Origin of the sequence: Delftia lacustris (genome assembly GCF_040267515.1) — a bacterium.
GTDB lineage: Bacteria > Pseudomonadota > Gammaproteobacteria > Burkholderiales > Burkholderiaceae_C > Comamonas > Comamonas tsuruhatensis.
This window is the reverse complement of sequence record NZ_CP141274.1, coordinates 6901103-6919712: the sequence shown is the minus strand read 5'-3', so window position 1 is coordinate 6919712 and position 18610 is coordinate 6901103. Positions and strand designations below refer to the sequence as shown.

The 18610-nt window shown below is 68.3% G+C and carries 18 protein-coding genes; 8 read left to right on the top strand and 10 right to left on the bottom strand.

Annotated features, from left to right (window positions below):
* The first annotated feature begins 12 nt into the window (after positions 1-12).
* The 4 genes from U6958_RS33100 (at position 13) to U6958_RS33085 (ending at position 2978) form a co-directional block, all read left to right on the top strand.
* Positions 13-1122 carry a type VI immunity family protein gene (locus U6958_RS33100; RefSeq protein ID WP_083393691.1) on the top strand — a complete coding sequence of 370 codons (1110 nt, stop codon included), beginning with the start codon at positions 13-15 and terminating at the stop codon, positions 1120-1122.
* A complete protein-coding gene (locus U6958_RS33095; protein ID WP_052734102.1) occupies positions 1123-1656 on the top strand; it encodes a hypothetical protein in 534 nt (177 codons plus the stop codon).
* A gap of 149 nt (positions 1657-1805) precedes the next feature.
* Positions 1806-2630 carry a UPF0149 family protein gene (locus U6958_RS33090; RefSeq protein ID WP_016450524.1) on the top strand — a complete coding sequence of 275 codons (825 nt, stop codon included), beginning with the start codon at positions 1806-1808 and terminating at the stop codon, positions 2628-2630.
* 33 nt (positions 2631-2663) lie between these two features.
* The gene (locus U6958_RS33085; protein ID WP_012202639.1) at positions 2664-2978 is read left to right on the top strand and encodes a helix-turn-helix domain-containing protein; all 315 of its coding nucleotides are present in this window, start codon (positions 2664-2666) and stop codon (positions 2976-2978) included.
* On the opposite strand, the gene U6958_RS33080 is transcribed toward U6958_RS33085, so the two are convergent.
* The 5 genes from U6958_RS33080 to U6958_RS33060 form a co-directional block, all read right to left on the bottom strand.
* The gene (locus U6958_RS33080) at positions 2959-3450 is read right to left on the bottom strand and encodes a CinA family protein (RefSeq protein WP_074924290.1); all 492 of its coding nucleotides are present in this window, start codon (positions 3448-3450) and stop codon (positions 2959-2961) included. The two genes, U6958_RS33085 and U6958_RS33080, sit on opposite strands and share 20 nt — an antisense overlap.
* Before the next feature lie 10 nt (positions 3451-3460).
* A complete protein-coding gene (locus U6958_RS33075) occupies positions 3461-3961 on the bottom strand; it encodes a phosphatidylglycerophosphatase A (RefSeq protein WP_012202641.1) in 501 nt (166 codons plus the stop codon).
* A gap of 130 nt (positions 3962-4091) precedes the next feature.
* Entirely contained in the window at positions 4092-5744 is a 1653-nt protein-coding gene (locus U6958_RS33070) for a DUF4139 domain-containing protein (protein WP_074924291.1), read from the bottom strand.
* 38 nt (positions 5745-5782) lie between these two features.
* Positions 5783-6748, bottom strand: a complete 966-nt coding sequence (gene thiL, locus U6958_RS33065; protein WP_016453949.1) for a thiamine-phosphate kinase — start codon at positions 6746-6748, stop codon at positions 5783-5785.
* Positions 6749-6813: 65 nt separating this feature from the next.
* Entirely contained in the window at positions 6814-7713 is a 900-nt protein-coding gene (locus U6958_RS33060) for a LysR family transcriptional regulator (RefSeq protein ID WP_047219821.1), read from the bottom strand.
* A 70-nt stretch (positions 7714-7783) separates the two neighbouring features.
* Between U6958_RS33060 and U6958_RS33055 the strand changes: the two genes are divergently transcribed.
* The 4 genes from U6958_RS33055 to U6958_RS33040 all read left to right on the top strand — a co-directional run bounded on the left by U6958_RS33055 (position 7784) and on the right by U6958_RS33040 (position 12879).
* Entirely contained in the window at positions 7784-9232 is a 1449-nt protein-coding gene (locus U6958_RS33055) for an acyclic terpene utilization AtuA family protein (protein WP_047327985.1), read from the top strand.
* Positions 9229-9600: a hypothetical protein gene (locus U6958_RS33050; protein ID WP_074924292.1), complete on the top strand. Its 372-nt coding sequence runs from the start codon at positions 9229-9231 to the stop codon at positions 9598-9600. Before U6958_RS33055 ends, U6958_RS33050 begins: the two co-directional genes overlap by 4 nt.
* Before the next feature lie 48 nt (positions 9601-9648).
* Entirely contained in the window at positions 9649-10632 is a 984-nt protein-coding gene (locus U6958_RS33045) for a tripartite tricarboxylate transporter substrate binding protein (RefSeq protein WP_074924293.1), read from the top strand.
* 108 nt (positions 10633-10740) lie between these two features.
* A complete protein-coding gene (locus U6958_RS33040; RefSeq protein ID WP_074924294.1) occupies positions 10741-12879 on the top strand; it encodes an alpha/beta hydrolase domain-containing protein in 2139 nt (712 codons plus the stop codon).
* 62 nt (positions 12880-12941) lie between these two features.
* On the opposite strand, the gene U6958_RS33035 is transcribed toward U6958_RS33040, so the two are convergent.
* The 5 genes from U6958_RS33035 to U6958_RS33015 all read right to left on the bottom strand — a co-directional run bounded on the left by U6958_RS33035 (position 12942) and on the right by U6958_RS33015 (position 18578).
* A complete protein-coding gene (locus U6958_RS33035; protein ID WP_074924295.1) occupies positions 12942-13688 on the bottom strand; it encodes a hypothetical protein in 747 nt (248 codons plus the stop codon).
* Positions 13672-13848: a Com family DNA-binding transcriptional regulator gene (locus tag U6958_RS33030; protein ID WP_074924296.1), complete on the bottom strand. Its 177-nt coding sequence runs from the start codon at positions 13846-13848 to the stop codon at positions 13672-13674. The genes U6958_RS33035 and U6958_RS33030 overlap by 17 nt, the downstream gene beginning before the upstream one ends.
* Positions 13849-14035: 187 nt before the next feature.
* Positions 14036-15160, bottom strand: a complete 1125-nt coding sequence (locus U6958_RS33025) for a YbdK family carboxylate-amine ligase (protein WP_013804717.1) — start codon at positions 15158-15160, stop codon at positions 14036-14038.
* On the bottom strand, positions 15150-16412 hold the full coding sequence (locus U6958_RS33020; protein WP_016450606.1) for a cation:proton antiporter: 1263 nt from the start codon (positions 16410-16412) through the stop codon (positions 15150-15152). Before U6958_RS33020 ends, U6958_RS33025 begins: the two co-directional genes overlap by 11 nt.
* Before the next feature lie 198 nt (positions 16413-16610).
* Positions 16611-18578, bottom strand: coding sequence for a site-specific recombinase (locus U6958_RS33015; RefSeq protein ID WP_016450605.1), 1968 nt, complete (start codon positions 18576-18578; stop codon positions 16611-16613).
* Positions 18579-18610: the final 32 nt, after the last annotated feature.

The window sequence follows — 18610 nt, the reverse complement described above, 5'->3', positions numbered from 1 at the left end:
TGTTTTGAAGTAATGGAGAAGATCAAGATGGCTGCGAAAAATGATTTCAATTGGCCTTGCGGTAATGAGAAGGCGGATGCTGCCACCGTGGCGACGATGGATATTCTCAAGGCGCTGGTACTGTGCAATCAGTTCGGTGATGTTTGTGCAAGAGCCGGCTGGACCATTGAAATGGTGTTCCATGAGGGGGATTCCTTGGCTGTGCGTGAACGTGCATGGAAAGTGGTTGATCTTTTTTGTGAGGCCGTAGGGAAGGAACGGCTGGTTTATTGGTATGACGGAATGCCAGCCATGCTGACCAGCGCGATAGCACAAAGAAAGTTGGCTGCAAAGAAACAGAAGAGCTTTGATAACCCAAAAGGTTATGCTCTGATATTTTATATGGCCTCGGGTAGGCCTAGGCCCCCTGAAGTGTGGGAAAAAAATGCGCAAGACTTTCGTCTCTACTGCTGTATCAACAACGACGAAGGGCTTTGGATGAAGGATCGCTATCAATCACCTGGCATAGGCCCTGCCATGTCTTTCATTCGCATGGCACTTCCTGTCAGGTGGATTCTTGATCAACCGCCTGAGCGCAATGTGGGAAAAATTACCACCCAGCTAGTGGAGTTGATGCAGCCCTTCTGGGCCATTGCCGGATGGGGTGTCATGCCTGCAGTGGAAGAACGAAATATCGGACCTGTTGGCAAGGGCCAGCAAGTGCTATATCCCTATCTTCAGCGGTTTCCAGGCTTGAATGCATTGGGTGGCCACGCCTTGCAGAGCCATGACTTCAACAACGCCATGTACAGCATCAACTGGCTCAGTTTTGTCAGCGATGCCTTGCTGGAAAAACTGGGCGGGCGGGAAGCGGTGCGCAAGCAGATCGAGGCCAGCCAGTATCTTTCGGCCGGTGATGTAGGCAACTGCCTGGGAATCCGTGCAGGAGACTTTCCTGGGCTGGGGGATATGGAGCAGGGACTGACACTGCCCGCCTTTGGCGAGGCGGCGCGCCTGCTCAAACCGATTCGTGCCAAATCCCGGCTCAACAACTTCATCGGACCGCCGCCTTCTGGCTCCAATGATGAGCATGCATGGCAACTGGCATGCGATGCCTATATGCGTCGTTTTGATGAGTTCTGAATGGACGGCACCATGAATCCACAGCCCATCGCCCCGTTGATGGATGCCGTGTTGCGCACGTTGGGGCGGCACAGCCGGCAGGATTACCTGCGCCTGGCCCTGCGCCAGGCGGGATTGAGCGATGCGCAGCTGCTGAAGATCGATCACGCCCCGCCTTACCCGGTGACATGGGCGGAGAGGGGGCTGGGCCTGGTCCTTCAACGCCTGGCCTGGGGCGACATGCCAGGCGCTCCGACATGGGGCGTGCACAGCGTGACCCTGGATGCGCAGCGCTGGAAGGGGACTTGGCCCATGGGCCTGGATCCGGAGACCGTGACCGCGCAGGAATTCGTCAGCCTACTGGCCCAGGACCAGTCCGAGGCGATGTGCCTGCCCCAGATGGCCTGCTGCACGACCCGCGGTTTCGACGAGCAGACATGGGCACTGGTGGCAGTCTTTGGCGGCGCCAGCGGCGCTTTGCAGAATTTGACGATGAGCCGGGTCGGGGAATGGGTGGGCCTTTCCATGCTCCCGGCCTGGCAGGGAGCCGGGTAGCGGGTGGGCCATGTGGGAGATATGGCCCCGTGGGCGCCAGTTCCGACCGGGCGCCACGGACATGGCGGCGCGGCTACACTGCGGGCCATTCATTCGAGGGGCTGGCCGTGGCCGGTTCCTTCTCCCTGTTTTCCCTAGAGATTTCCGCCATGTCCAACGACGCCCACGAAGCCACCGCCCTGCCCGACGAGCCTGCCCTGACGCCCGAGGCGCTGGAGGAGCTTGACGATCTGCTCGACGAGCTGCGCACGCGCGGCGAGGAGATTCCGCAGTGGGAGTTCTGCGACGGTTTCCTGACGGCGCTGATCTGCACGCGCCGCGAGGTGCCGGCCGCCGAGTGGCTGCCCATGCTGCTGGGCGACGGCGGCACGCTGGAGGCGGCCGAGGGCCAGCCGCTGCCGCTGATGGAAGTGTTCAAGGACGCGGCGCAGCAGGCGCGCTTTCTGGAGCTGGTGGGCCTGCGCATGGACGAGATCCGCACCCAGCTGGACGCCGACGTGAAGACGCTGGAAGACGACCGCACCTTCCAGCCCGAGGCCATGGACATGCGCGGCGCCATCCTGTCGCTGCCCGAGGAAGAGCGTCCCGATGACGGCGAGATTCCTTCGTTCGGCCAGATCTGGGCGCTGGGCTTCATGTTCGTGGTCGAGAACTGGGCCGAGGAATGGGCCGCCCCGCGCGACAAGGAAGCCGCCGGCTGGCTCAACGAGGCGCTCAACGCCGTCGTGGCCCTGACCGAGGACGACACCGGCAAGCCCGAAGTCTGCATGTACGACGAGGACGGCCCCGCCAGCACCAGCCAGGAGCGCGTGGAGCAGTTTGGCGAGGCCATCTGGGCGCTGTACGACCTGCGCCAGATCTGGAAGAGCATGGGCCCGCGCCAGGAAACCATCGTCAAGGGCGAGCAGCCGGGCCGCAACGACCCCTGCCCCTGCGGCAGCGGCAAGAAGTTCAAGAAGTGTCACGGCGCCTGAGCGCCCGCGCCACAGGCTTTGGATGCACGGGCCATGAGACATATCGGTGAACGCATACGCGCCCGCCGCGCCGAACTGGGCATGACCCAGGGCCGGCTGGCCGAGGCCGCAGGCATCACGGCCTCGGCCGTGTCGCAGATCGAATCGGGGGCCATCCGCACCCTCAAGAACGACACCCTGGCCCGCGTGGCCCTGGCGCTGCAGACCACGGCGCTGGAGCTGACGGCCGGCCTGGAAGACGACAACGCGCCGCTGCCCGTGGACGAGCAGCGCCTGCTGGAAAGCTACCGCGCCCTGCCTGCACCGCTGCAGGAGATCGCGCACCGGCTCATAAAAGCCTTGCGCTGATCAGCGCATTGAGGCGCTGCAGGGCATGGACCATGGTGGCCTGGCGCACGGCGGCGCGGTCGCCGTCAAAGCGCAGGCATTCGCTGTGCGTGGTGCCGTACACGTTCCAGCCGAACCAGACCGTGCCCACGGGCTTGGCGGCGCTGCCGCCGCCCGGCCCGGCCACGCCTGTCACGGCCACGCTGCACTGCGCGCGTGAGTGGGCGATGGCGCCTTCGGCCATGGCGCGCGCCACGGGCTCGCTCACGGCGCCGTGTTCGGCGATCAGCGGCTCGGGCACGCCCAGCAGGTCGTGCTTGGCCGCGTTGGAGTAGCTGACAAGGCCGCGCTCGAACCATTCGCTGGAGCCGGCGCGGTCCGTGCAGGCCGCAGCGATCATGCCGCCCGTGCAGCTCTCGGCCGTGGCCAGCATCCAGCCGCGCTGCAGCAGCAGGCCTGCCAGGGTTTCGACGAGTTCGTTGGATGCGTTCATGCCAGCTCCTTCAGCCGATGAAATGGCGCCATAGCGCGATGACCAGCAGCGTGCAGAAGGCGGCCACCAGGTCATCGAACATGATCCCCCAGCCGCCGCGCCAGCCGAAGCCCTTGAAGCACCGGTCGGCCCATTTGACGGGCTGGGGCTTGGCGGCGTCGAAGAAGCGAAACAGCGCAAAGGCGATGAGCTGGCCCCAGAAGCCCGTGGGCATGACCAGCCACAGCACCAGCCAGAAGGCCACGATCTCGTCCCAGACCAGGTTGCCCGGGTCGGCCACGCGCATGTGGCGCGCCGTGACCGTGCAGGCCCACCAGCCCAGCGGAATGCTGCCCGCGATCAGCAGGCCGATCTGCTGGGGCGTGAACCAGTGCTGCAGCAGCAGGAAGGACAGCCAGGCCCACAGCGTGCCCACGGTGCCGGGCGCGATGCGCCCCAGCCCCGAGCCCAGCCCCATGGCGATGAAGTGGGCCGGGTGGGACATCATGAATTCCAGCGTGGGGCGTGCCATGCCGCCCTGCGGCGGGCCTTCCGGTGGGCGCGCCGCAGAGGCAAAGGTGGGGGTAGCAGGATCGCCGGAAACCTCCGGCCGCAGCGGCGCGTCACTCATGGGGCGAGATCATAAGCGCGGCCCTGGTGCTTCACTGACGCTCTTCGACCGCCAGATCCTGCGGATGGCGGATCTGGTGGCGGGCCTCGAAGCTGGCGCTGGCGCCAGCGGCCAGCGGCTGCTGCCAGGCGATCATGCCGTTGCGGTCGTTCCAGCGCGTGGTGGCCGGCTGCGGGTTGTACTGGGACTGCACGCGGATCTGCTCGTTGCGCGAGACGGGTGCGGCGTCCACCACCTGCAGCTCGATGGCGCGGTCATGGCGGTTGTCCACCTGGAAGCGCCGCGTGACCTGGCGTTCGGTGCTGCTGCTGAGCAGGCCGCCGCTGCCCGTGGCCGAGTCCACGGGCAGGTTGCGCACCACCACCTTGTCATCGCGGCCGAAGGACAGGCCCTGGGCCAGCGCGGCGGCGTTGCCGAAGTCCAGCCGGCCCTGGCCGGCGAAGGCGCCGTCGCGGAACAGGGCCACGGGGCCTGCGGGCCAGACACCGGCCGGCACGGCCAGCTGGGCCACCAGGTAGGCGGCCTCTTCCACGGCGGGCGCCGTGCGCGTGAGCAAGGTGGCCGGCAGGTTCTGCGCGCCCAGGGCCAGGGTCACGCGCTCGCTGCTGGAGGGCACGCTGATGCGGTAGGGCACGGAGAACTGCGTGGCGTAGGCGGTGTTGAGGCTGGCGACATCGAGCACCGGCAGTTCGGCGGCCTCGCCGGCCGCCCCGGGCTTGCGGGCGCGCTCCAGCATCATCGCAGGGGCCGCCGGGGCCGGCGCTGGCGCAGGGGCCATGGCGGCCACGGGGCGGGGCCGTTCCACATCCAGCGTCCAGGGATTGGGCAGGCGCGCCTGCGTGCTGCGCGAAGGCTGGCCGGTGGATAGCAGCAGCTGCACCTGGCTCCAGTCCTCGCCGCTGTTCTGGGCCACCAGGGCCAGGCGTTCGATGGCCACCGTGCCCTTGGCCGGGTCCAGCTGGGCGCGGTAGGTGGGCTGCCAGCTCGGGCCGCGCACCTGGTAGGTCAGCTGCACATTGGCCTCGGCCGGGCTGGCCAGTTTCACGGTGACCTTCATCACCTGGGCGTTGCCTGCGCCCGTGCGGTCGCGTTCGAGCTGCAGCGGCCTGAGCTGCTCCTGCAGCGCCTGCTTTTGCCGCAGGATCTGGTGGGCGCGCAGCGTGTTGCCACGGCTGGTGCTGCGCAGCGCCTCGGTGGCGGCGCCCAGCTGGCTGGCGGCGGGCAGGGCGGGGGCTTTGGCGTCATCGCCGGGCTTGGCCAGGCCCTGCAGGTAGTCGCCCACGAGCTTGGCGGCGGACTCGTCGGCCTCCAGCGCGGCCAGCTGGTCTTCCAGCGTGCGGATCTGCTGCTCCAGCGGGCTGGCGCAGGCCTTGGAGGCCAGTTCGCGCGGCTGCGACTGCAGCTTGTAGTCACCCAGGCGCACGCCGGCATCGGCGCTGACCTGCAGGCTCTGCGGGTCGATGGAGCCGGGCAGGCATTCGAACACCAGCTGGCGCGTGGCGGCCGTGATGCGCGCCGTGCGCTCCACCGAGGCCACGCCCGCATACAGGGTGACGCGCGCGATGGGGGCGCGGGCGATGGTGGCTTCCTGGGCTTGTGCCTGGGCCTGGACCGGGGTGCCTGCCAGCAGGAAGCAGGCGGCTGCCAGGGCAGAGAGGGCGGGCAGGGCGGAGCGTTGAACCATGGGCAGTCCTTCTCGGATGAAAGTGGTTTGGCGCGGCGTCAGGCCGCAGCGAAGTGGTCGAACGAGGCCCATCGGGGCGCCATGGCCGCACCGTCCGGGCCGATCAGCCGCAGGCCGGGCTGCTCCTCGATGCAGCCGATGCGCGTGACGCGCGTGGCGCTGTCGCGGCCTGCGGCCTGCACGGCATCGCGCCGGTCGGCCGGGGCCGTGAAGCACAGCTCGTAGTCGTCGCCGCCGGACAGGGTGCACTGGTGCAGCAGGTCGATGGCCAGGGGCGTGTGCCGGCCGGCATCGAGCAGCGGCGTGATCAGGCGCGTATCCAGGCTGGCGCCCACGCGGGATTGCTCCAGGATGTGGCCCAGGTCGCCCAGCAGGCCGTCGCTCACATCCAGCGCGCTGCTGGCAATGCCGCGCAGCGCCTGGCCCAGGGCCACGCGCGGCGTGGGCGCTTCCAGGCGCTGGCGCGCGGCGGCCAGCGTGCCGGGTGGCAAGGTGGTGTGGCCCAGCAGGGCTTCCAGCGCCAGGCGGGCATCGCCCAGGCTGCCGCTGACCCAGATGTCGTCGCCCGCGCGCGCGCCGCTGCGCAGCAGGGCCTGGCCGGGCGGCACTTCGCCGAAGACGGTGATGCAGATGTTCAAGGGCCCCTGGGTGGTGTCGCCGCCGACCAGCTCGCAGCCGTGGGCGTCGGCCAGGGCCAGCAGGCCGCCTGCGAAGGCCTCGGTCCAGGCCGCATCGGCGCGCGGCAGGGACAGGGCCAGGGTGAAGGCCAGCGGGCGCGCGCCGCAGGCCGCCAGGTCGGACAGGTTCACGGCCAGGGATTTGTGGCCCAGCAGGCGCGGGTCCACGTCGGCGAAGAAATGCCGGCCCTCGACCAGCATGTCGCTGGAGACGGCCAGCTGCATGCCCGGCGCCGGGGCGAGCAGGGCGCAGTCATCGCCCACGCCCAGGGCGGCGCGGTGCACGGGGCGCTGGAAGAAGCGGCGGATCAGGTCGAATTCACCCACGGTGGCGGCTTTCGGAGGCGGTTGGCGATCGGGCTATTGTGCTGCGAGGTTCGTGCTGCCCCGTATCAGGTGGTCTCGCCCGCACCGGGCCGATGCTCCAGCGCCAGCGCGTGGAAGGCCTGGGCGGCCGGCGACAGGCTGCGCTGGCGCCTGCGCACCAGGTACAGGTCGCGCCGGCGGTCGGCATCGGCCAGCGGGCGCGTCACCAGGCCAGGCTGCACGAAGTGGAACAGCGCCAGGGCCGGCACCACGCTGATGCCCAGGCCCGCGCGCACCATGCCCATCACGGTGGCCAGGTGCTCCACCTCCAGCAAGGTGTTGAGGGGCGGGGCCTGTTCCTGCGATTCCAGGTACTGGCGCACGCTGCTGTGGCGGGCGAGCTGGATGAAGGGCTGGTCCCGCAGGTCGGCCATGGCCGGCGCGGGCAGGGCCGCCAGCGCATGGTCGGCGCGGCAGACCAGGTGCAGCCGGTCGGCGCAGAACCATTCGGCCTGCAGCTCCTCGGTGTCGGCGCGGATGGCGGCCAGCGCCAGGTCGGCCTGGCCCGAGGCCACCTGGGCGATGCACGATTCGGACAGCAGGTCCGACACCTGCAGCTGTATGCCCGGATGGCGCGCATGGAACAGCGCCAGCACGGGCGGCAGCCAGGCCGCCGCCAGCGAAGGCAGCAGGGCGATGGACACGCGCCCGCGCTGCAGCGCCGCCGCCTCGCGCAGGCCGTGCACGGCATCGCCCAGGTCGGCGCGTATGCGTTGCGCGGCATCGAGGAACTGCGCCCCCTCCTGCGTCAGCGCCACGTGGCGCGTGCTGCGGTCGAACAGGCGCACGCCCACGCCGTCTTCAAGCCCCTTGATCAGGGCACTGAAGGCCGGCTGCGACAGATGGCAGCGCTGCGCGGCCAGGGTGAAGCTGCTGAGCTGGGCCAGGGCGATGAAGGCATCGAGCTGGCGGGAGGAGATATTCATCGGGTTTTTGGATAAGTCGATCCGAACAATCGATTTCACAGATTAGCAGCGGCTGCCTACATTGGCTCTCATGGACAACCTGGAACCCTCTCTTGCCCCGGACAGGCCCCCGCTGTGGGTGGGCTGCGCAGCCGGCTTCTCGGGCGACCGCACCGATGCCGCCGCGCCCGTGGTGCGCGCCCTGGCGGCCAGCGGCCAGAGCGCCTGCCTGATCTTCGAGACCCTGGCCGAGCGCACGCTGGCGCTGGCCCAGCTCGCGCGACGCGAGCAGCCCGACGCGGGCTACGAACCCCTGCTGGAGGACCTGCTGGAGCCCGTGCTGGCCGACTGCCTGGCGCATGGCATACGCATCGTCAGCAACTTCGGCGCGGCGAATCCCGAAGGCGCGGCGCGCTGCATCCAGCGGCTGGCGCAGCGCCTGGGCCTGCGCGTGCCGCGCATCGCCGTGGTGCATGGCGACGATGTCAGCGGCCCGGCGTACCGCGGGGCGCTGCGGGCCGCGCTGGGCGCGGAGTTCCCCGAGGATTCGCTGGTCAGTGCCAACGCCTACATCGGCGCGCGCGCGATTGCCGAGGCCTTGCAGGCCGGCGCCGAGATCGTGGTGGCCGGCCGCGTGTCCGACCCCTCGCTGACCCTGGGGCCGGCCATGGCGCATTTCGGCTGGGCCTGGGACGACTGGGACCGCCTGGCGCGCGCCACCATGGCCGGCCACCTGCTGGAATGCGGCGCCCAGGTCACGGGCGGCTACTTCGCCGACCCGGGCTTCAAGGACGTGCAGGGCCTGGCGCGGCTGGGCTATCCCATCGCCATCATCGAGCCCTCGGGCGACTGCACCATCACCAAGCCCGAAGGCACGGGCGGCCTGGTCAGCGAACGCACGGTCAAGGAACAGCTGCTGTACGAGGTGCACGACCCGGCCGCCTACCTGACGCCCGACGTGGTGGCCGACCTGTCCGAGGCCGAGGTGCACCAGGTGGGGCCTGACGCCGTGCGCCTGAGCGGCGTGCGCGGCCATGCGCACAACGGCCACTACAAGGTCAATGTCTGCCATGCCTCGGGCTGGCTGGCCGAGGGCGAGATCTCCTATGCCGGCCCGCGCGCCCTGGAGCGCGCCCGGCTGGCCGGCGAGGTGCTGCGCGAGCGCCTGGGCGGCGAGGCCGCAGGCGACCTGCGCCTGGACTGGATCGGCGTGGCCAGCGTGCTGGGCGATGACGCCGGCCGCTGGCGCGACGCGCAGCCGGCCGGCGCAGCCGCCCCCCAGGACGTGCGTCTGCGCGCTGCCTGGCTGCGCCCCACGCAGGCCCAGGCGCGGCGCCTGCCGCGCGAGGTCAATGCGCTGTACACCTGCGGGCCGGCCGGCGGCGGCGGCGTGCGCACGGCGCTGCGCGCGCGGCTGGGCACGGTGTCCTGCCTGCTGGCGCAGCAGAGCGTCGCCACCGGATGGAAGTGGGCCGAGGGAGATGTCGATAAAGGCGTCGACAAAGGGGTCGAGAAAGAAGCCGGGGAGCACGCCGCATGAACACACTGCCAACCACGATGCCCGTCACCGTGCCGCTGTACCGCCTGGCGCACGGGCGCACGGGGGACAAGGGCAACCGCTCCAACATCAGCCTCATCGCCTGGAATGCCGCCTGCTGGCCCGTGCTGGTGGAGCAGATCACCGAAGAGCGCGTGGCCGCGCACTTCGCCGCCCGGCGCCCGGCGCGCGTGCAGCGCTTCGTGCTGCAGCGCCTGCAGGCCATGAACTGGGTGCTGGACGCGGTGCTGGACGGCGGCGTCAACGATGCGCTCAACCTCGACAGCCACGGCAAGGCGCTGTCGTACTGGCTGCTGCAGATGCAGGTCCACATACCGGCTGCGCTGCTGCCCCACCTGGCGCCGGAGTAGCCGGCAGCACCCGCCCGTCACACATTCATCACAACAAAGGAGACAGACATGCACTTTTCGCACAACTTCCCCCGCCGCCATGTGCTCGCCCTGGCCGCATGCGTGCTGGCGGCCGCCGCAGCACCGGCCCTGGCGCAGGACTATCCGTCCAAGCCCATCACCTTCGTCGTGCCGTTTGCGGCCGGCAGCGCCACCGACCAGCTGGCACGGGCGCTGGGCCAGGCCGTGACCACGGCGACCAAGCAGGCCGTGGTGGTCGAGAACAAGGGCGGCGCCAGCGGCATGATCGCGGCCCAGCAGGTGGCGCGCTCGGCGGCCGATGGCTACACGGTGCTGATCACCACCAACACCACGCACGCGGCCAACCAGCATCTGTACAAGAAGCTGCCCTATGACGCGGTCAAGGACTTCGCGCCCGTGGCCGGGCTGGGCAAGGGCGGCCAGGTGCTGGTGGTGCGCGCTGATGCGCCGTACAGGAACGTGGGCGATCTGCTGGCGGCGGCGAAGAAGCAGCCGGGCAAGCTGTCGTTCGGCAGCGGCAGCTCCTCCAGCCGCGTGGCCGGTGAAATGCTCAAGCAGCTGGCCGGCGTGGACCTGATGCACGTGCCCTACAAGAGCAATCCGCTGGCCATCACCGACCTGCTGGGCGGCCAGATCGACCTGATGATCACCGACACCTCCACCGGCGTGCCCCAGGTCAAGTCGGGCAAGCTGCGCGCCCTGGGCTACTCCACCACCCAGCGCAGCCCGCAGCTGCCCGAGGTGCCCACGCTGGAGGAGGCCGGCGTCAAGGGCTATGACATGGGCTACTGGTTCGCCGCCTATGCGCCGGCCGGCACGCCCGAGGCCGTGGTGGCCCGCCTGAACCGCCTGCTGTCCGACGCCGTGCACAGCGCGGGCGCCAAGTCCTTCTTCGACATGTCCGGCTCCCAGGGCTGGACGGCCACACCGCAGGAACTGGCCGCCTTCCAGGCCGCCGAGACCCAGAAGTGGGGCCAGGTGATCAAGGCCGCCGGCATCCAGCCCGAGTAGGCCGCTCCCCCGCTCTCCCGTTCCTTTTTTTCCGAACCGCCCTAGGCCGCCGCAATGCACGGCGGCCAGGGCGCAGCCTTGCCTGTGCCATGACCCCAAGGAGACAACATGCACATCAGATCCACCCATCCCCTGGCCCTTGCCCTGGCCGCATCCGGCCTGCTGGCCGCATCCGGCCTGCTGGCCGCTTGCGGCGGCAGTGACTCGCCTGCCGGTTCGCAGGCGCCGCGCATGCAGCTGAGCATCAGCGCCACCGAGGACTTTGCCGGCAGCTACGGCAGTGTCGGCGCCTACGAAAAAGTCACCGGCGTGCTGCGCGGCGAGCTGGACCCGGCCGACCCGAAGAACGCCGTGATCCAGGACCTGGCGCTGGCGCCCGTGAATGCGCGCGGCATGGTGGAGTACAGCACCGACTTCGTCATGCTCAAGCCCAAGGACATGTCCAAGGCCAGCGGTGTGCTGCGCTATGACGCGCCCAATCGCGGCAACATCCTGACCATGCCCAACCCCACGGCCACGCCCGGCGATGCGGTCTACCTGGAGCGCGGCTATGTGCTGCTGTACTCGGCCTGGCAGGGCGACGTGCCCAAGTCCACGCCCGCGCGCCTGACGGTCACCGTGCCCGTGGCCCGCAACAAGGACGGCAGCAGCATCACGGGCAGCTACCGCACCGAACTGGTCCCGGCCGCCGCCGTGCCCTCCATGACCCTGCCCGGCGGCGTGTTCAATGGAAGCATGACCCCCTACGAGCCCGCCAACCTGGACAACACGCAGGCCGGCTACTCGCTCACGCGCCGCATCAACGAAACCGATGCGCGCCAGACTGTGCCTGCGGGCGACTGGAAGTTCGCCAGCTGCGATGCCGCCGCCAATCCCTTCCCCGGCACACCCAGCGCCACCAATGTCTGCCTGAAGGGCGGGTTCGATCTGCAGTACCTCTACGAGCTGATCTACGTGGCCAAGGACCCCAAGGTCATGGGCGTGGGCCTGGCTGCGCTGCGCGACACGGTGAGCTTCTTCCGCGCCAAGGCGGCCGATGCCGACGGCAAGGCCAATCCGCTGGCCGGGCGCATCACGCACACCATCGGCCAGGGCACCTCGCAGTCGGGCAATGCCATGAAGACCTTCCTGCACCTGGGCTTCAACCAGGCGCTCGATGGCGGCAAGGTCTTCGACGGCATGTATGCCCATGTGGCCGCGCGCCAGACCAACATCAACACGCGCTTTGCCGTGCCCGGCGGCGGGGGCGGCCTGCGCACCGACCACACGGCCTTCGGACAGACCGCGCCGCGCGGCCTGGACAAGGACTACAGCGATGAGGTCAGCGGCCGCCAGGGCGGCGTGATGAAGCGCTGCGAAGCCAGCAACACCTGCCCCAAGTTCTTCCTGGGCCTGTCCGGCACGGAGTTCTGGCAGCTGCAGGGCTCGCCCGTGCTGACCGATGCCAACGGCCTGCGCGACATCGCCCAGCCCGCCAATGCGCGCATCTACTACTACGCCAGCACCCAGCACGGCGGCGCAGGCGGCACGGCCAGCATCGGCTACGCGCCCACGCGCAATGACTATCCGGCCGGCACCGTGGTGCACTTCAACGACACCTTCCGCGCGCTGTTCATCGCGCTGGAGGACTGGGTGGTGCGCGGCACCGAGCCGCCGGCCAGCCAGGTGCCCAGGCTGGCCGACGGCACCCTGGTGCGGCCCGACAAGCTGGTCTTTCCCGCCATGAAGGGCCTGAGCTGGAGCGTGGGCGGCGTGCAGACCGCCATCCCCGAGTTCCGCTACCTGGCGCGCCACAACGGCTTTGCGCTGCTCGACTTCGGCCCGCAGTACGTGCCGCAGGACGAAAGCGGCATCGCCACGCTGCAGCCGCCGCGCGCCACGGGCAAGGACTACGCCATCCTCGTGCCCCAGGTCGATGCGGCCACCGGCCTCACGCGCGCCGGCATCCGCAGCGTGGAGGCGCGGGCACCGCTGGGCACCAGCATGGAGTTCAACTACGTGGCCACGCCGGGCATCGTGGACCTGTCCAACCTCACGGGCAGCTTCATCCCCTTCCACAAGACGCGCGCGGCGCGGCTGGCGGCCGGTGACGGGCGGCCTTCACTGGAGGAGCTGTATGTCGACCAGGCCGGCTACGTGAGCGCCGTCACGGCCGTGGCCCAGGACCTGGTGCGCCAGCGCCTGCTGCTGCAGCGCGACGCCGACGCGCAGATCACCGCCGCGCGTGCGGCGGCGGTACTGCCTTGAGGGTGTAAGGCCCTGACTTGCATGGCGGGGGCTGACGGCGTGGGCTGCAAGCCCCTGTACTCTCAGGGGTGCGCAACCGATTTGTGGGCGCGCGTCCAATAGCTCATCAGGTTCGTGAAATAGAAACCTGCTGCGGGCTTGGCCGGATCATGAATGCTGAACACGCACACCTTGCCAGCATCGCGAGATACATAGTTTCCCGAAAATTCCGACCAGTAGATGGGTAGTTTGTAAACAATGGATTTGGTTTGTTTGTCGATGAATCTAACCTTGTGCCCGACGGCTCCATGGAACACGATGCTTTCAAGCACCATGCGATACCAGCGATCACCCTGAAGTTTTGCCTGTCCGATAGCGCCCCTTGGATGCTGTGCCGACGGAAGGTGATGCGAGTCACCATTATTGAAATCGTTCGTGATTTCGATTTCCTCCAGAGCGACACTACCGCCTGCATAGCCCCATTTGCCTGCAATGGCTGCAGCTCCACGGTTGTCACCTCTTACATAGGGAGCGCTGTTCCAGCCCTTGTGGCGAGAGATGATGCCCGTGTGGCACGACTCGATTTCAAGGAAGTCTTCGACAAACTTCACATCCATCGCGACAGTATGGCGATTGTTTTTCCTGTCATACCCGGATGGCTTGCCCGCGTCGTCAAATACAAGCGTATAGGGGTTGGTCGGTAAGATATGGTGCGATCCTGGCACCACAGGAATACCGTTTGCATTGGATGCGAAATAGATGACTTCGTTGTTCGGTGTGCTGGACAACACGTCGCCATCGGCAATTAATACCTTAGTTACTTGAGCCATGGTGGCTTCCTTTCTTCAAGGGCGCTCGTAGGCACTCGGGTTCGGAGCTCCAGGCTCTCAAGGAGTTGAGTGTTCCACAGCGTGGGCACTTGATGCTCAAATGCTGGAACACTCCCATCGCCAGCTTTCTGTTGCAGCTGGCACATCTGACTTCTTGCATTGCGCGAACCTCCGGACATGCTGGAGAACATCAAGAGGTAGGTTGTCTAGACAGGGTCGCCACCTCCAACGCAATTTCATTGTGCAGGGGTGCGAGCGTGTTATTGGGCGGGGGTGCAGCTTTGCTGAACGTGGAGAGTTGGCTCACAATTTGACGTGTGAGCCCTGTGTGTGCGGGACAAGACTGCCTACACGGCCTGGCCGCGAAAGCGCATGGCCGCCTGGCGCGAGACCTCGGCCAGCAGCTGCTCGCTGCGCTGGCGTTCGCGCAGCCAGCGGGCATCGTTGCTGCCGGCGGCCACGTCGCTGCGCAGCAGGTGCAGGGCGGGCGCGGCGCCATGGCGGGCCGCGTAGTCGGCCACGGCATCCATGGTCTTGAGGATGTGGTCGGCCAGCGGCATGTGCTCGCCCGTGGCCGGGTCCACGTACACGGCCTCCAGGCCGAAGCGGCAGGCCTGGAAGCGGTTGTAGGTGTAGACCAGGTAGTCGTCCTCCACGGGCGTGAAGGGCTGGGTGTCCATGAACCAGGCGGCCAGCGCCTGCACATAGCCGGACAGGGCGGCTGCGCGCTCGATGGTCAGCGGCGTGTCGAACACGCGGATCTCGATGGTGCCGAACTCCGGCTTGGGCCGGATGTCCCAGTAGAAGTCCTTCATGCTCTTGACCACGCCCGTGCGCGTCATCTTGTCGAAGTACTGCTCGAACTCGCTCCAGTGCAGCACGCAGGGCGCGCGGCCCGACAGCGGAAAGGCGAACACCGAGTTCAGCCGCGCCGAGTCGAAGGCCGTGTCATGGCCCTGCACATAGGGGCTGGAGGCCGACAGCGCAATGAAATGCGGGATGTAGCGCGACATGCGGTGTAGCATCAGCAGCGCCGCATCGGCGTCGGGGCAGCCGATGTGCACGTGCTGGCCGAAGATGGTGAACTGCTTGGACAGGTAGCCGTACAGCTGCGACAGCTCCTGGAAGCGCGGCTTGTCGTAGATGCGCCGCTCATGCCACTGCTGGAAGGGGTGGGTGCCGCCGCCCACCACGGCGATGTTGAGCTTGTCGGCGCTTTTGACCAGCGCATCGCGGATCTGGCTGAGCTGGCCCAGCACCTCCGAGGCCGAATGGCAGACGCTGGTGGAGATCTCGATCATGCTGTTCGTCATCTCGGGCACCACGCTGCCGGGCAGCGGGTTCTTGAGCATGAGGCGCAGCATGTCCTCGGCGTAGGGGGCCAGGTCGTAGTCGTGGGTGTTGACCAGCTGCAGTTCCAGCTCCACGCCCAGGGTCAGCGGTTCGGACGAGTTGAAGGCTTCAAGACTCACGTTCATCTCCTGCGGTGTTCGAGCGGCTCAGCGGCTTCCAGGGACGGGAGCTTTCGCCGGAGCGGTAGATGGCCACTGTGGCCAGGGCGGCGCCCAGCACCTCCATCACCAAAATGGTGGGCAGGGCCACGCCTGCGATCTGCGCGCCCAGCTCGGGCGCGGCGGCCACGAACTGCGAGGCGATCAGCAGCGCCACCGATGACATGGGCGCCATGGCGCAGCCCACCCAGAAGGCCTGGCGCCAGTTGGCGCCCGTGCCCACATTGCCCACGGCCACGCCCAGGGTCTTGGCGACCAGGCGCGCCAGGATCACGGCGCCCACCACGCCGGCCACCGGCGCGCTCCAGTCGGCCTGTGCGGCCACGGTGGAGACCAGCACGAACATCAGCATGGTCAGCAGCGAGGCCGCCGTGCCCAGCTGGCGCGGCCACGCCCAGGGGCGCGGGTTGAACTGCTTGAGCAGGATGCCTCCCAGCAGCGCCGCCAGCGGCGCCGAGCCGCCCAGGTACGAGGTCAGCGGCACGCTGGCCGAGATCAGGGTGAGAAAGAGGATGGAGGTGTTCTCGCTGGCCGGGCTCATGAAGCGCAGCGCCAGGCGCATCAGCACGGCCAGCACCAGGGCCACGGCCACCGAGACGCCCAAGACCACCAGCACCGGCATGATCGAGGCCACGAAGCCGGCCTTGGGCTGCGTCAGCATGCCCGCCTTGGCGCTGCCCAGGGCCAGCGCATACAGCGTGGACAGGGTGGACAGCACCAGGCCGCGATCGGTCACGGCGCCTGCGGCACGCATGTCGGCCACCACGCGCGTCAGCACCAGGGGCGAGGCCGCCATGGCCACCAGGGCCAGCGGCCCGGCCACTTCGGGGGCCATGCCCAGCCAGCCCAGCACCAGGGAGACCAGCACGTAGGTCAGCGCGGACTCGGCCACGCTTTGCACCAGCACCATGGGGTTGTGGCGGAACCAGCGCAGCGTGATGCGCCCGCCGCATTCGAACAGCACGATGGCCACGCCCAGCTCCAGCAGGAACAGCCCCGTGCCCTGCAGCGGCCAGGTGGTGTTGGCCCCAAAGCCGATCAACCCGGCAATGCCGCCGACCAGCGAGTAGCCGACCACCTTGGGCAGGGCGGCATGGCGCTGGCAGGCATAGCCGACCATGGTGGCCACGGCCAGCAGCAGGGACCACTGAACCGTGGCCAGCCCGGCCGAAGGCCGCAGCCACGGTTCCCAGAAGCTCAGCATGTCATTCATCAGCGACGTCCTTTGCGCGAGCCAGTGGCCCGCAAGCGAAGCTCCGCAAGGCCTTCCCTGCGGCGCGGGCAAGCCCGCGTCCCGTGCGCCTGGCACGGGGACACTTCGTTGGCGATCCACTGGCGTGACTGCCAGGCTGCAAGGCCGGGCGGGCACGCCAGCACGTGGGTTCCGCGTGGTTCCCGATGTCCCGCAGGCTCAGGGGCGGAAGAAACTCAGCGGCGCTGTGCGCAGACGGCGGCGGATGGCCGAATAGATGCGCGAGCGGTCGACTCCGCTGACATTGTGTGCCCTCAGCGCAACGCGGAATGCCAGATAAAAGCTGACAGTGACGTTCAACGCGCCATTGATGGGCAGTAGGGCAATCGCCCACCAGAACATGTCGGAGTGCAGAACCTCCCAGCCCAGGGCGGCCATGGCGGCCCCGATCTGGCCGGCCGACAGCGTGACGTGGCGCACCTCCAGCCCCAGGCCGAAGAAGGCCGCGAAGGCCGGCACCAGGCCCAGCATCATGCCCAGCGAGACATTGGCAGCAAAGCCCGAGATGTTCTTGCGCCAGAAATGCGCCCAGCGATCCGCGCGCCCGGCGCCCAGCCAGCGCGTGATGCCGGGGTTGTAGCGGATCACCGAGTCCAGCCGGCGCAGCACGAACCAGTTCTCGGCCCAGCCCGCGATCAGGCTGCTGGCAAACAGCAGCACGCCCGTGAAGGCAGCGAACAGCGGCGACAGGCCCAGCAGGCTCAGCGAATCGAGCACGGCAATCGCATGCGGCTCGTCGATGGGCGTGTGGCCGAACAGCTGGGCATAGCCCAGCGACAGCAGCAGCACCATGGGCAGCACCACCAGCACGTTGCCCAGCACGGCCGCCACCTGGGAGCGCACCAGGTGCGCGACCTCGTCCACGAATTCCTCGATGGCCTCGCTGGCGCGCAGGTCCTTGAGCTTGGCGGCCATGGCCGGCGCCGTCATGGCCGGCTGCTTGGTGGCCACCGTGAAGTGCAGCAGCTGGATCAGCACGAAGCTGATGGAGTAGTTGATGCCTGCGGCCAGCCCGCCCCAGAACGCCGACAGCCCCAGCGCGTAGAGCGCGAACTTGAGCAGCGTGGTGAAGGCCATCACGAAGCCGCCGCCGGCGGCCTTGGTCACCATGGACAGGTACTCGCGGCCCGTGCGCGTGATGTAGTGCTCGCCGGTCTCGGCGCTGCGCTCGGCCACCTTGGCGGCCAGCAGCGAGGTATTGGTGGCCAGCAGGGCGCGCAGGCTGCGCCGCTCGATGCCCACGGACACCAGGTTGGCCAGCAGGTCGGCCGTCTCGGTGGCGCGGTTGTCGGCCAGCAGGCAGTCGAGCAGGCGCCTGACGCGCAGGATGCGCGCGCGCAGCTGGCGCAGGCGAAACACCAGGCCCACCGAAATCCCTTCGGACTCGAAATGCGCGTACACCGATGTCACGGCCGCGCGGCAGGCATCCAGCCGTTCGCGCAGCCGGGCCTCGGCCGCGTCGCGCCGGTCGTTGGTGCGCAGCGCGTGCAGCACCTCCACGCGCAGGCTTTCCGCATCGTGGATCAGGGCGTGGAAGGGCTGGTCATCGCGCGCCTGCTCGTCCATGCGCAGGCGCAGCTCGGGCGAGAAGCCCGTGGAAAGAATCTGTCCCGTGCAATAGGTGATGGAGCCCAGCAGGCTGTTCTGCCAGAAGCTGCTGCCCTGGCCCTCGCTGCCATCGGTCAGCAGTACGGCGATGCGCTCGAGCAGGGCCGCGTCCAGCGCATGCAGCCAGCGCGCGTCGAATTCGTCGGGCATGGCCAGCATGAACAGCTCGGAGGCATCGACCGTCTCTGGCGTGCTGGGCAGCAGCTTGTAGCGCACGCGCTCGGACAGCTCGCTGAACATGTTGGTGCGCGGCGCAAAGCCGAAATCGGCCAGCAGCGCCGTGATGTCCACGGTATCGATGAAGCGCAGCCACCACGCATGCAGGCGCTGGCGCACGGCCGGATCGGCCTCCACGGCCTCCACCAGCAACTGCACGCGCTGCACCGCGCCGTCCACCGACGGCTTGGGCGCGCGCACCCACTCCAGCAGGTGGATCAGCCAGATATGGCGGTGCGCGAGGTCGGCCTCGGGGTCGAGTGCGGCCAGAAGGCCGGGCAGGTCTTGGGTGATTCGCTTCATGTAGGGGTCTTGCGGCAGGGCGGAAGACTAGC